Raw genomic sequence first — 14238 nt, 5'->3', positions numbered from 1 at the left:
CTGAGCCATTGGCCAAACCCTGCGAGAAAGCTAAGCCCAAGTCAACCAAAACCGATCATAAACGATCATGCTGCGGCGCAACATGATCGTTTATGAAAACTTTTGATTGACCCATGATCAGAATCAGGCATGCTGTTGGGAACGGGAGGACTTCAATGCACGAAACGGAACGCCACCGGCTTATCCTGTCTGCGGTTCAGGAGCGCCCCATCGTCACGGTGGGCGAGCTCGTCGCATTGACGGAAACCTCCGAGGCGACGATCCGGCGTGACATCTCGACCCTCGATAAGCAGAAGCGCCTGCGCCGGGTGCGTGGCGGAGCCGAGGCCCTCACGCCGCCGCCCCTGCCGGGACTGGCCGGCCGACCGTTTGTGGTGAACCAGACGATCAATGCCGAAGAGAAGCAGGTGATCGCGCGCGAAGCGGTCGCCCTATGCGACGACGGCGACCCGATCATCATCAACGGTGGCACCACGACGTTCCAGATGGTTCACCACCTCGCCAATCGGCGGGTGCAGGTGATGACCAACAGCTTTCCAATCGCCGAGCACCTGCTCAAGCACACCAAGAACACCGTCATGGTGCCCGGAGGCGCGCTCTACCGCGAACAGAACATCATCCTGAGCCCGTTCGAGAACGACATGACGCGCCACTACTATGCCAAGCGCATGTTCATGGGCGCCTACGGGGTGGGCCCGATGGGGCTGATGGAGAACGATCCTCTGCTCATTCAGGCCGAGGAAAAGCTGATCGGGCAGGCAGACGAGCTCGTCGTGCTTGTCGACAGCTCCAAATTCGAGAACCGCTCCAGCCTCGTGCTCTGCGGTCTCGAGCGGATCGACGTCGTCATTACCGACGAAGGCATTTCGGATCGGGTCGCTTCGATGCTCGAAGCGGCTGAGGTCCGGGTGATCGTGGCCCAAACGGGGGCCGCGCGGAAAACGGACGCAAGCTGAAAGACTTCGCGTTCAAACGGATACTCAGCCAGGGAGGTTTTATCATGAGTATGACGAGGAGAATGTTCGGTGGCGCAGCGGCTGCGGCGCTCATGTTGGCGGGTGGTGTGGCCCAGGCGCAGGACGACAACGTCCGCATCGCCCTGGTGGTTAAAGCACTCGGCATAGGGTTCTTCGAAGCTGCAGCTGAAGGTGCCGAAGAGGCCGCGGAAGAGCTCGGCAACGTCGAGGTCATCTATACCGGGCCGACCGACACCACGGCCGAGGGGCAGATCGAGGTGATCAACTCGCTTATCGCCCAGCAGGTTGACGCCATCGCCGTGTCGGCGAACGACACCGACGCGCTGGTTCCGGCGCTCAAGAAGGCGATGCAGCGGGGCATCAAGGTGATCTCCTGGGACTCCGGCGTCGCGCCTGAAGGCCGGATGCTGCACCTCAACCCGTCCTCCAATTCGCTGATCGGCAATATGATCATCAAGCTTGCTGCCGATGAGCTGCCGGACGGCGGCGAGGTCGCGGTGCTGTCGGCCACGACGACTTCGACGAACCAGAACATCTGGATCGAAGAGATGAACAAGGTGATGGGCAACTACCCCGGCATCGAGGTAGTGGGCACCGTCTACGGCGACGACCTGGCCGACAAGTCCTACCGCGAGGCGACCGGCCTGATGCAGACTTATCCGGACCTCGACGCGATCATCGCGCCGACCTCCGTTGGCATCGTGGCCGCCGCGCGCGCCGTCGAAGATGCCGGCAAGGTGGGCGAAGTGAACGTCACCGGCCTGGGCCTGCCCTCGGAGATGGCGGGCGCCATCGAGTCGGGCGCTTCCAAGTCGTTTGCGATCTGGAACCCGATCGACCTGGGCTACTCTGCGACCATGCTCGCTTATCAGCTCGCCACCGAGCAGGCCACTGCCGAGCCGGGCGCTGAAATCCCGATGGGCCGCATGGGCACACTCACCCTCGATGACAACAACGAGGGCGCGATGGCTGATCCGTTCGTCTACGACGAGACGAACATCGACGACTTCAAGGACATCTTCTGATCTCCTCTCGCCCCGGCGCGCGGGACTGCCCGTGTGCCGGGGCACTTTATCAAACTGATCGGAGGCCGCGATGCAGATGAGCATCGAGACCCAAACACGCGAAGCGTCGCCGGTGTCGACCGACCCCGTGCTGACGCTCGACGGGATCACCAAGACCTTTCCGGGGGTCAAGGCGCTCGACCAGGTGTCGCTCGAACTCTACCCGGGTCAGGTGACCGCTCTGGTGGGCGAGAACGGGGCGGGCAAGTCGACCATCGTCAAGACGCTCACCGGTATCTATCAGCCCGACGAGGGCACGATCCGCGTCGCGGGCGAGGACGTGCAGTTCACAACTGCGCAGGATGCCTCCGCCGCCGGGATCACCGCCATTCACCAGGAAACGGTGCTCTTCGACGAGCTCACCGTCGCCGAGAACATCTTCATCGGTCATGCGCCGAAGGGCCGCTTCGGCATGATCGACTGGGCCGAGATGCGCCGCCGGGCGCGCGAGATCCTCGACCGCATCGACGCCGATCTCGACCCTGACATGCCGCTGCGTGATCTGGGGATTGCCTCCAAGCACCTTGTCGCCATCGCACGCGCGCTGTCGGTCGACGCGCGCGTCGTCATCATGGACGAACCGACTGCCGCGCTCAGCCATAAGGAGATCGAAGAGCTCTACGAACTGGTCGAACGGCTAAAAGCCGAGGGGCGCGCGATCCTCTTCATCAGCCACAAGTTCGACGAGATCTTCCGCATCGCCGACCGGTTCACCGTGTTCCGTGATGGCAAGCACGTGGGCGCCGGCTTGATTTCCGAGATTAGCGAGGCCGATCTCGTGCGCCTCATGGTCGGCCGCGACGTGGACCAGATCTTTCCCGATCGAGAACACACACCGAGCGATGAGGTGTTGCAAGTCGTGGGCTATTCCCACCCGACCGAGTTCGACAGCATTGGTTTCACCTTGCGCAAGGGCGAGATCCTCGGCTTCTACGGCCTAGTCGGGGCAGGTCGGTCCGAGGTGATGCAATCGCTCTTCGGGATCACGAAGCCCTCAAAGGGTGTGGTCAAGATCGACGGCGATATCAAAGTCATCCGATCGCCGGCCGACGCAGTCGACAACGGAATCGTTTATGTTCCCGAGGATCGCGGCAAGCAAGGTGCGGTGATCGGGTTACCGATCTTTCAAAACATCACACTGCCGTCACTCAGCCAGACCTCGCGCGCGGGGTTTCTGCGGATGTCAGAAGAATTCGCGCTCGCGCGGGAATACACCGAGCGGCTCGACCTGCGCGCCGCCTCGCTCGATCAGGACGTGGGCAACCTGTCCGGCGGCAACCAGCAGAAGGTGGTGATCGCCAAGTGGCTGGCCACCAAGCCCAAGGTCATCATCCTCGACGAGCCTACCAAGGGCATCGACATCGGTTCGAAGGCGGCCGTGCACGCGTTCATGGCCGAACTGGCCGCGCAAGGTTTGGCGGTCATCATGGTCAGCTCAGAAATCCCGGAGGTGATGGGCATGTCCGACCGCGTGATCGTAATGCGCGAAGGGCTGATTGCGGCCGAGCTGGAGGGCGACAACCTGACCCCGGAAACGCTCGTCCGCCACGCGGCAGGCATCGGCGAGGGCGACCAATGATGACGTTCTTGAAATCACGCGAGGCGATCCTCGCGGGCGCGATCATTGTGCTCCTGGCCCTGATCGCAAGCCGGTTTCCCGGCTTCATCGCACCCGCCAACCTCGTCCGCGTCTTCACAGACACCTCGCCGCTGCTGCTGCTCGCCCTAGGCCAAACCGTGGTGATCCTCACGCGATGTATCGACCTGTCGGTAGCGGCCAACTTGGCTTTGACCGGTATGGTCTGCGCGATGCTGAACGCGGCGATGCCGGGCGTGCCAGTGTTCGTGATCCTCGCCGTCGCCATTGGGCTTGGTGCGATCATGGGCGCATTCAATGGCATACTGGTGTGGAAGCTCGCGATCCCGCCCATCGTCGTGACGCTCGGCACGATGACGATCTATCGCGGTATCATCTTCCTCATTTCCAACGGCGAATGGGTCAACGCGCATGAAATGAGCGCGGCTTTCACGGGCTTCCCGCGTGCCTCTGTGCTGGGGCTGCCGGTTCTCGCATGGTTCGCGATGGTGATGGCGGGCATCTTCATTCTGATGATCGCACGCACGCCGTTGGGCCGCTCCTTCTATGCCGTAGGCGGTAATCCACACGCAGCCGTCTATACCGGCGTCGACGTGGGCAAGACGCAATTCTGGGCCTTTGTCATCTCCGGCGCGCTCGCGGGCTTGACTGGGTATCTCTGGGTGGCGCGCTACGCGGTGGCCTACGTGGACATCGCCGGCGGGTTCGAGCTCGAGGTCGTCGCGGCCTGCGTCATCGGAGGCATTTCGATCGCCGGGGGCGCGGGGACGATCCTGGGGACGATCCTGGGCGCGCTCTTCCTCGGGATCGTGAAGAATGCGCTGCCGGTCGTCGATATCTCACCCTTCTGGCAGATGGCCATCTCCGGCGCCGCGATCATCACCGCCGTGGCGTTCAACGCCCGTAGCGCCAAGGCCAAGGGCCGTATCATCCTGCGCCGCGCGCAGGCACAGGGAGCACAGGCATGACGGACGCATCCAACACCCGCCACATCCCAGACCGCCTGCAGTCAAACGCGGCGCGGATCCTGAAGAGCTGGGAAGTCCTGCTTCTCGGTGTCGCGATCCTGATCTTCGTTGCTAACAGTTTCGCCTCGCCCTACTTCCTGAACGCCTGGAACCTGTCGGACGCCACGTTCAACTTTACCGAGAAGGCGATGATCGCCTTCGCGATGGCCCTCCTGATCATCTCGGGCGAGATTGACTTGTCGGTTGCCGCGATCATCGCGCTCGCTTCCACGGCAATGGGAGCGGCGGCGCAGGTCGGGGCCGGGACCTTCGAGCTCGTCCTGATCGGTCTGGTTACGGGGCTGACTGCTGGGGCGTTCAACGGCGTGCTTGTGACCCTGATGGGCCTGCCGTCCATTGTGGTGACCATCGGCACTATGAGCCTGTTTCGTGGGATCAGTTACATCATCCTCGGCGATGGCGCCTACCGGGGCTATCCGGCAGACTTCGCCTTCTTCGGGCAGGGCTACGTCTGGTGGGTGCTCTCATTCGAATTCGTGCTCTTCGCAGTGCTCGCGGTGATCTACTACGTCGTGCTGCACCGGACGAATTTCGGGCGCACAGTCTATACCATCGGCAACAACGCCACCGCCGCGTCCTTCTCAGGTATCCGGGTCGCGCGGGTGAAGTTCATCCTGTTCCTGCTCACCGGTCTCATGGCCGGCGTCGCGGCGATCTGCCTGACCTCGCGGCTGGGATCCACGCGCCCCTCCATCGCCTTCGGTTGGGAGCTCGAGGTGGTGACGATGGTGGTGCTTGGCGGCGTTTCGATCCTCGGCGGGTCCGGATCCATTCCGGGCGTCGTCATCGCGGCCTTCGTGATGGGGCTAGTGACTTTCGGGCTTGGGCTTCTGAACGTGCCGGGCATCGTCATGTCGATTTTCATCGGCCTGATGCTGATCGGGGTCATCGCGTTGCCGCGCCTCTGGGCCAAGTGGAGGGCGTGATGCACAAGCACGCCTTCAAGATGAAACTCCACCCCGGGATGGCCGCCGAATACAAACGAAGGCATGACGAGATCTGGCCCGAGCTCGTGGACCTGCTACACGATGCTGGCGTGTCGGATTATTCGATCCACCTCGACGAGGAGACGAACATCCTCTTCGGCGTGCTCTGGCGCAGGGATGACCACGGGATGGCCGACCTGCCCGGGACCGAGATCATGCAGCGTTGGTGGGCGCACATGGCGGACGTGATGGAGACGCACCCGGACAACGAACCGGTGGCAAAAGACCTCGTCCCGATGTTCCATATGCCCTGATGCATGTCGCCGTTCTCGACATAGGCAAGACCAACGCAAAGGTGGCGCTGGTCGACACAGACACCATGAGCGAGCTGGACGTGGTGACGCGGCCCAACACGGTGCGCCCCGGGCCGCCCTATCCGCATTTCGACGTGGAGGGGATCTGGGAATTCCTGCTTGAGAGCCTGTCGATCTTCGAGGCCAAACACGGCATCGACCGGATCAGTGTCACGACCCATGGCGCGACTTTCGTGCTCCTGGATGGAGTCGGTAAGCTGGCCACGCCGGTGATGGATTACGAGTTCACCGGGCCGGAGGAACTCGCACATGCTTACGATGCGCTCCGGCCGAATTTTTCTGAGACGGGGTCCCCACGCCTGCCGGTAGGGCTCAACGCGGGGGCCCAGCTGCATTGGCTGCTCAAAACGCAAGTGGGGCTACGTGGCCGCGTCAGACAGGTCGTGAGCTATCCGCAATACTGGTCGGGTCGCCTTACGGGGCACTTCACCAACGAACTCACTTCGCTCGGGTGTCATACAGACCTGTGGAATCCACATACCGCCGGATTCTCCACATTGGTCGCCGCGCTCGGCATTGAGGACAAAATGGCTCCCCTGGCGTTGGCCGGAGATATCGCGGGCGCAATACTGCCCGAGATCGCCGAAATCACAGGATTGGCCGAGGAGACGCCGGTCATGTCCGGCATCCACGACTCGAACGCCTCCCTGCTTCCACATCTGCGTCAGATGGATGGTCCTTTCTCGGTCGTTTCGACCGGAACGTGGGTGGTTTCCATGGCGGTCGGTGGCGCGCCGGTCGTGCTCGACCCCTTCCGCGATGCATTGATCAACGTCAACGGCTTAGGCAATCCAACCCCAAGCGCCCGCTTCATGGGTGGTCGCGAATTCGAACAGATGAAGCGCGAAATCGCAGCACCGACCGCCGAGGATGTCGAACGCGTCTTAAACGAACGCCACTTTCTGCTCCCAGCCGTCCAAACTGGATCCGGCCCATTCCCGAACCGGCCGGGCGGTTGGAGTAACGCCAGCATGACGCCCGGCGAAAAAAACGTCGCACTCTCGTGGTATCTCGCCCTTATGACAGCCGAATGCTTGGCCATGATAGGAGCGCGCGGGCCGAGCATCGTCGAGGGCCCCTTCGCGCGCAACATTGATTTCATTGCAATGCTCGAAGCTGCCACTGACCGTCCGGTTCAGTTGTCGCATTCTGCCACAGGCACGAGTATCGGGGCTTCACTCCTAGCCGATTGTGGTGCCATTCCAGCCCCAGCAACCCGTGCGCCCGAAGTCTACCGACTGAACGAGCTCAAAGAGTATGCACAACATTGGTTTGGGGAAGTGAACACTGCTGCCTAGCCGCGTCCACCACTTGCACCTCCTTGTGGTTCATATCTGACGCTCAAAAAAAAACTAATACAACCGCGTGCGACATCGTTTGATGAATGGGAGGTTTGGTGCCGAGCGTGCTGCCGGCACCAGAACCGATCCTACTTGCACTTATCGTGCATTTCTAGGACTTCGCCTTCGCTTAGCCCTGTGCATCAAAAACGAGAAACAAGTCGTGTGACCGCGCTCAGAAGAGAACAAGCCGGGGCTAATCAGAATAGCCAATGTCAGTATCAGGCGCGCCGGAAGTATTCTTTTTCAAGAAGTTTCCGCGCCTTTTTTCGAAAGTCCATGCCCGCTCTTGGGTTCACTCATCGTTGAGCCAGTTGTGCAGGCCTTTCTGGTTCAACGCGTCCACAATGTGTCTGGGGTGATTTTCGAGAAGCGCGTCTGCCATGTTGCGCACGAGGCTGTCCGCCGCGAACCTACTTTTCAGAATTGGAGGGATCCGGCGCGGCGTGTCGATCCAGCCATTCCCCGCCCGAAATCCGACATCACACTGATGAGGACAAGCAGGTTAAGGAAGCGCCTTTTTCGCTGAGCGTTTACTTGCCCCGGTCGTCGACTCGCGTCTGAAAAGCGACTTCTCAATATGTGTTTCAGAATCGACTTAATGCAGGTTAGCTGGTCCCCGACGGGCATCTTCCGTGATCGGGACGTGGCGGATACAGTCGGTCCACCATGATCGACAAACGATTGAAGATGCGTCACCTGCGCTGCTTTCAGGAAGTCGTGCGCCAGCGCGGCATCGTGCGCGCGGCCGAGGCGTTGAGCACGAGCCAGCCTGCCGTTTCGCGCACGATTTCGGACCTCGAAGCAGTTCTGGGCGTCAAGTTGCTGGACCGGCGACGCAAGGCGTTCGAACTGACCCCAGAAGGGCGCGATTTCAACCGGCTAATCTCAAGCGGTCTGCTCCGGATCGAAGAGGCGGTAGAAACGGCGTCGGGCGAGCGGCCACGGGGCGACAGCGTTGCCTGTGGCGTGCTTCCGACATACGAGGCGCAGTATTTCCCGCAAGTGGTGGCCCGGTTCAAAGCCGAGGTGCCGAACACGACGCTGACGGTCCTGCGCGGCACCAATCTTGAACTGATGGACAAACTGCGCGCGGGGGCGATCGATTTCGTCGTAGGGCGAATGGCCCATGGCGAAGCGATGCGCGGACTATCCTTCGAGCATCTCTATTCCGAACCAATCCTATGCGTCGTGCGCAAGGATCATCCGCTGCGCCGAAAGCCCATCGGCGATTTCCGCAGCCTGCTCGGGTTCGGTATCATGCTAAACCTGCAAGGCACCATCCCCAGGCACGAGGTCGACCGCATCCTGCTGGCCAACGGCATCAGCGACATTCCGGACCTGATCGAAACCGACTCGGCGGACTTCGCCCGCGATTTCCTTCGTGCAACCGATTACGTGTGGCTCATCCCGCAGGGTGTCGTGCAGCGCGAGCTTTCGGGTGGCGAGTTCGTGACGCTCGAAGGGCTGAGGTTCGACACGCTCGGCCCGGTGGGCCTTACCGTCCTACCGGATCGCCAGATGAACGCCGCTGCAAGCCGCCTGATCGAGATGATCCGGGATGCCGTGCCACTTCCAGCATATCAAAAAAGTAATGCAAGAACGATAAAATAGCATTTTTCATTCGTATTTTGATCTGCATTTTGGTCGCAACAGGGAGGACACCATGAAACATCTCATTACTGCGACCATTCTGGCCGCCGGGTTCACGGCCACGGCCCATGCCCAGACCTTCACCGCCGAAACCGGCAATCCGACCGGGATGACGAACCTGTCGACGCAGGTGATCGCGAACTACAGCGACATCGACATGCAGATCAACTCGGGCCAGACGCTGACCAAGGCCTGTATGAACGTCGCCACCGGCAAGGTCGACGTGGCCGTCTGCCCGCCGACCGCCTACAACGCGATGACGCGCGGAGCCGGCCCGTTTAAAAACAATGCCGAAGAAGCGATGGCCGCGTCCGAGAACGTCCGGGCGCTTTACGGCTTCACTAACGGCATCTTCCACGCCATCGTCCGCGCGACCAGCAGCATCGAAACCTTCGACGATTTCGCGGGGCGCCGTGTGTTCACTGGTCCGCCCGCCGGGGCCGCGAACGCGCAGGCGCAGTCGATCATCGGCGCGTCCTCCGGCCTCGTCGGCGGTCAGGACTTCGAAGTCGTCCGCCTTGGCTGGGGCGCCGCCATTCAGGCGTTTCAGGACAACCAGTTCGAAGCCTTCATGTTTCCCTCGGCCGTGGGCAACGCCGCCATCGAGCAGCTTGGCGAGATCCGCTTGATCGATCTGCCCGATAGCGCACTAGACACTGACGTCTGGGCCAAGTTCTCGGCGGGCGGTTCAAACACCGTGGGAGTCATCCCGGCGGGCACCTATTCCAACGTCGTCAACGAAGGCGAGGTGCAGGGTGCCGAGAATTTCATGCAGACGACGGTGCACAAAGATATGTCCGACGACGACGCCTATGCGTTGACCAAGGCGTTCTGGGAGAATCTGGACAAGGCCAAGGGTGACATTCGCGTGCTGGCGCCGGTTAGCATTGAGAACGCTTTCACCGGCATGTCCGCCAAGCTGCATCCGGGCGCGATGCGGTATTACGAAGAAGTCGGCGTGACGATCCCGGATGCGGTGAAGTAACCGCCGCCCGCCGCCGACCAGGCTGGACCCCTCGGGGTCCAGCCCCCTGCCTCTCAGCACAAGGTGATGCCATGGCGTCTGCGCCAGTCAAACCCCTGACCCCGTTCCTTTTGGACGACAAACGGGCCGCGACGGCCTTTGCCTGGGCCGCCTTCGCGATCCTCTGTCTGGTCGCCGAGACGATCATTTCACTGAAGTTCAACCTCTATCGCTACGCGGCCCTTCCCGTCGGATGGGCACCTGAGGGGATCACCTGGCTGCGGCTGCTCGCCCTGATCGCGACCGCCGGGTTCGTGTGGAAGGTCGCGTCGGACGAACGGCGCACCGCGCTCTGGTTCGGCCTCGCCGCGCTCGCGCTTCTGACCGTCGATGCGCTAGTCGGCTTCCACTTCGCCCCGCCTTTCGACCCTGAAATGGATCTCAGGGCCTATGAATATCCGATCCTGCGGGTAGGCGATTTCGGCATCCGTGTCGTGCCGATCCTGTCTATGGGGCTGGTGGCCGCGGCTCTGTTCCTGATGCAGTCTCTGCGCAACCTCGAACACGGACGCGCGCGGGCAGCCATGATCGCGGGCCTCCTGATGGGTCTGACCGGGCTTATCTCTGTCCTGCCCGCCATCCCGTTCGCGACCATCGGGCTGGCGGCGTGGCGCGGGGAATACATCCCAGATATGTTCGGGATCGGCCCGGCCAGCCCGACCGAGAAATACAACGCGATCATGTTCCTGCTCGCCGCGCTGATCGTTGTGCTGACGCTTGGCCGCTCGGAAGAGGACATCGGGCGCGTGCAGCATCGCGGCCTTGCCATCGGGGACTGGATCGCCTTCGCCGCGCTTGGATATGCCGTCTTGCAATACCTCGTCATCGGGACCGAGACCTTTGGGCTTGGCGTGTCCGACGCGCATACGGCGGTGATCGGTTGCCTTGCCATCCTTTACCTGTGCTGGCGCGTGTTCGGGGCGGCGCTTGCGCTGTGCGGAGCGGTCGCGCTCGCCTATTACTTCGCTTCGAGCTACCTGCCCGGCATCTTCCACGCCCTCGCGCTCGGCTATACTTCGGCGGCCGAGAACCTGTGGTTCAACACGGCGGATGCGGTCCTTGGTTCGAAGCTTTCGATCCTTCTCAACAACGTGCTGCCGTTCATCATCTTCGGGGCGCTTCTGTCTGCCACCGGAGCGGCGGATTCGCTCATCAAGATCTCGTTCTACCTGATGCGCAACGCGCGCGGGGGCCCGGCCCATGCCGCCGTGCTGGCGTCGGGCTTGTTCGGGTCTGTCAGCGGCTCGGCGGTGTCGAACGTGGTGGGCACCGGGGTCGTGACCATTCCGATGATCAAGAAGCGCGGCTTTCGGGCCGACTTCGCGGGAGGTGTCGAGGCGACTGCATCGACCGGAGGGCAGATCATGCCGCCGATCATGGGGGCCGCCGCGCTGGTCATGGCCGACCTGACCGGCACGCCCTATCTCAACATCATGACCGCCGCGCTGGTCCCGGCGCTGGCCTATTACCTGTCCCTGTTCGCGACCGTCAGGTTCGAAAGCCGCAGGCTCGACATGTCGGCGCAGGGCAGCGACGAGCTCGACCCCGTGACGACGCAGGATTACATCAATGTCCTGCTACTTGTGTTCCTACCGCTCGCCGTCATCATCTGGCGGCTGATTGCGGGCGCTTCGCCGGCCGGGTCGGCCCTGACCGCCATTATCGTGGTGCTGGCGCTGTCCGCCTTCAGCCCCGTGGTGCGCCGCGCGCCGATCATCCTGCTGACCGCCATCGCGGACGGCGGCAAGACCTTCGGAAGGCTCCTGATGGTCGTCGGCGTCGTGGGGATCATCGTCGGGGTCATGGACGCGACCGACCTGCCGTCGCGCCTTGGCCGGTCGATCTCGGACTATGCCGAGGTGGCGCTTTTGCTCACGCTCGTCATCACTGCTGTCGTCTCGCTCCTGCTTGGGATGGGTATGCCTACCTTGCCCGCCTATCTTACGGTCATCATCATCCTGGGTCCGGCGCTCAATTCGCTCGGCCTGTCGCTGATGACGTCGCATATGTTCGTGTTCTACTTCGGCGTGGCGTCAGCGATCACGCCCCCCGTCGCTGTCGCGGCCTTTGCCGCCGCGGCGATCGCGGGTGCGAAACCGATCGGCACGGGGATCGCCGCCGTGCGCATCGGGATCGTCATCTTCGCGGTGCCGTTCATGTTCGCGCTGAACCCCGACATGATGATCGTGCCGGAGGCGTTCGACGATGGCGCGGCCTTCTCGATGATCGGGTTCCTGTCCGCGATCTTTCGCACGCTCGCCATGATCTACCTGTTCGCCAGCGCGATGAGCCGGTTCGACCGCCACCGCCTGCACCCGGTCGAAGTGCTTCTGCGGGTGGGGCTTGCGCTTCTGCTGATCGCGCCGCTGCCTGCCGTGCATCTGGTGGCCTTTGCCGGGGCGCTGGGGATCGTGGGGCAGCATTACCTTCGCGCGCAAAAGGAACAGACCGCATGACCGACCGCCCGAACATCCTTGTCATCATGGTCGATCAGATGCGCGCGGACTGGCTGGGCGTCGCCGGGCACCCTGTCGTAAAGACCCCGAACATCGACGCGCTCGCCGCGCAGGGCACCCGGTTCACCGACTTCAACGTGGCGACCCCCGTGTGTCAGCCGAACCGCGCCTCGATCCTGACCGGGCGCTATCCGTCGGTTCATGGCCTGCGCCACAATGGATTGAGCCTGCCCTATTCGCAAAGCACCTTCGTCGAGGCGCTTCGGGCCTCCGGCTATGCCACGGCACTGATCGGCAAGAGCCACCTTCAACGCATGACGGGCCATCCGCAGAAGAAGGGGTCGCAGCCCGTGACCGGGCCGATTTCCGAGGCGGTGAAGGATGCGAACCGCTATGACGTGGAATCGCCCGAGAACCTGACGGCGGACGAGATCGTGGTGCCGCGCCCTTATTACGGCTTCGATCACGTCGACTTCACGTCCGACCACGGCGACCGCCCGAACGGTCACTATCTGCAATGGCTTAAGACCAGCCGCCCGGACGACTGGCAGGCGCTACGCGACCGCGAAAACCAGTTGCCGCACAATTATTCCTGCCCCCAGGCCTACCGCACGCCACTGCCGGTGGAACTCTACCCCTCGAGCTACATCGGGATGCGAGGGTGCGAGTTTCTGGATGCCCAGGACGCCAGCACGCCTTTCTTCGCGCTCGTCAGCTTTCCGGACCCTCACCACCCATTCAATCCGCCGGGTCGCTATTGGGATATGTATGACCCTGACGATTTCGAGGTTGAACTGCCATTCGAAGCACATGAGACCCCAAACCCGGTCCTAAAAGCGCTGCGCGAGAAGTTTGTCGATGGGAGCCAGTTCACGGCCGGGCAGGAAAACTTCATGGCGACCGAACGGCACCTGAAGGAAGCGATGGCCCTAACTGCCGGGATGATTGCCCTGATCGATGATCAGGTTGGCAAACTGATCGACCGACTGAAAGCGAATGGCCAGTGGGACAATACGGTTGTCGTGTTCAACGCGGATCATGGCGACTTCCTCGGCACGTTCTCGATGCTGCTGAAGGGTCCCTACATCCATAATTCGACCTACCGGGTGCCCTTCATCTGGCGAGACCCGGAACGCGACGGGGGCACTACGGACGACCGGCTCGCCTCCTCCATCGATATCGCACCGGCGCTCCTCGAACGTGCTGGCGTTGCGCCTTACCATGGCATTCAGGGTCGTAGCCTCTGGAGCGGTGAGAGACGCGAAGAACTTCTCATGGAGTTTGAGGACAACGCCTATCCCAAGCCTTACTTCACCGACCGGCCGGCGAACTCGCGCACTCTTCTAACCCCCGATCATCGGATGACGGTCTACGAGGGCGAGGATTGGGGAGAGCTATACGAACGGGTCACAGACCCCGACGAAACCCGGAACTTTTGGGGCGACCCCGATCACACTGTCCTGCGCACCACGCTGATCCACAAGCTCGTCGACGAGCTGATCGGCGCGACCGAGACCAGCCCATTCCCGCCTTTTCGAGCCTAGTCGCCTCAACGACCCGCGCATCTTTGATCGTCATTCCTGACGCGGGGATGAAACCATTACAGCCGGTTGCTACGGCGTCGGGTGGATGGGAGGTTCGGTGCCGCCTTTGACGTCGGCGCCGGAAACGATCCCCCTCGCGCGTATCAAAAATTTATAGGACTTCGACCTAGCTCATCTCCGTGCCTCATGGACTAGTCCGGTTTTAGTGGAAAGCGATGAACCCACGCCGAGGGCCGTTCACTCGATCGGGGTCCA

The 14238-nt window shown here is 62.1% G+C and carries 11 protein-coding genes; all 11 read left to right on the top strand.

What is annotated here, in order from left to right; genetic code table 11:
* Positions 1 to 155 precede the first annotated feature (155 nt).
* Positions 156 to 956 (top strand): DeoR/GlpR family DNA-binding transcription regulator, encoded by an 801-nt coding sequence (locus RB2654_RS09610; protein WP_008330861.1) that lies wholly within the window; start codon positions 156 to 158, stop codon positions 954 to 956.
* A 44-nt stretch (positions 957 to 1000) separates the two neighbouring features.
* A complete protein-coding gene (gene rhaS, locus RB2654_RS09605) occupies positions 1001 to 2002 on the top strand; it encodes a rhamnose ABC transporter substrate-binding protein (protein ID WP_040884664.1) in 1002 nt (333 codons plus the stop codon).
* Positions 2003 to 2072: 70 nt separating this feature from the next.
* Positions 2073 to 3620 (top strand): sugar ABC transporter ATP-binding protein, encoded by a 1548-nt coding sequence (locus RB2654_RS09600; RefSeq protein ID WP_008330859.1) that lies wholly within the window; start codon positions 2073 to 2075, stop codon positions 3618 to 3620.
* Positions 3620 to 4606 (top strand): ABC transporter permease, encoded by a 987-nt coding sequence (locus RB2654_RS09595; RefSeq protein WP_148912462.1) that lies wholly within the window; start codon positions 3620 to 3622, stop codon positions 4604 to 4606. Before RB2654_RS09600 ends, RB2654_RS09595 begins: the two co-directional genes overlap by 1 nt.
* The gene (locus RB2654_RS09590; RefSeq protein WP_008330856.1) at positions 4603 to 5592 is read left to right on the top strand and encodes an ABC transporter permease; all 990 of its coding nucleotides are present in this window, start codon (positions 4603 to 4605) and stop codon (positions 5590 to 5592) included. Before RB2654_RS09595 ends, RB2654_RS09590 begins: the two co-directional genes overlap by 4 nt.
* Complete coding sequence (gene rhaM, locus RB2654_RS09585; protein ID WP_040884662.1) at positions 5592 to 5906, top strand: L-rhamnose mutarotase; 315 nt, start codon at positions 5592 to 5594, stop codon at positions 5904 to 5906. Before RB2654_RS09590 ends, rhaM begins: the two co-directional genes overlap by 1 nt.
* On the top strand, positions 5906 to 7264 hold the full coding sequence (locus RB2654_RS09580) for an FGGY-family carbohydrate kinase (protein WP_008330850.1): 1359 nt from the start codon (positions 5906 to 5908) through the stop codon (positions 7262 to 7264). The genes rhaM and RB2654_RS09580 overlap by 1 nt, the downstream gene beginning before the upstream one ends.
* Before the next feature lie 711 nt (positions 7265 to 7975).
* Positions 7976 to 8920 carry a LysR substrate-binding domain-containing protein gene (locus tag RB2654_RS09575; RefSeq protein WP_008330849.1) on the top strand — a complete coding sequence of 315 codons (945 nt, stop codon included), beginning with the start codon at positions 7976 to 7978 and terminating at the stop codon, positions 8918 to 8920.
* A gap of 52 nt (positions 8921 to 8972) precedes the next feature.
* Positions 8973 to 9944 carry a TAXI family TRAP transporter solute-binding subunit gene (locus tag RB2654_RS09570; RefSeq protein ID WP_008330847.1) on the top strand — a complete coding sequence of 324 codons (972 nt, stop codon included), beginning with the start codon at positions 8973 to 8975 and terminating at the stop codon, positions 9942 to 9944.
* A 71-nt stretch (positions 9945 to 10015) separates the two neighbouring features.
* A complete protein-coding gene (locus tag RB2654_RS22385) occupies positions 10016 to 12439 on the top strand; it encodes a TRAP transporter permease (protein ID WP_008330846.1) in 2424 nt (807 codons plus the stop codon).
* The gene (locus RB2654_RS09560; RefSeq protein ID WP_008330845.1) at positions 12436 to 13983 is read left to right on the top strand and encodes a sulfatase family protein; all 1548 of its coding nucleotides are present in this window, start codon (positions 12436 to 12438) and stop codon (positions 13981 to 13983) included. The genes RB2654_RS22385 and RB2654_RS09560 overlap by 4 nt, the downstream gene beginning before the upstream one ends.
* The last annotated feature ends 255 nt before the right edge of the window (positions 13984 to 14238 follow it).

Origin of the sequence: Maritimibacter alkaliphilus HTCC2654, from assembly GCF_000152805.1 — a bacterium.
Lineage (GTDB): Bacteria > Pseudomonadota > Alphaproteobacteria > Rhodobacterales > Rhodobacteraceae > Maritimibacter > Maritimibacter alkaliphilus.
Note: the sequence above shows the minus strand (reverse complement) of the source record. Positions and strands in the feature narration are given on the sequence as shown.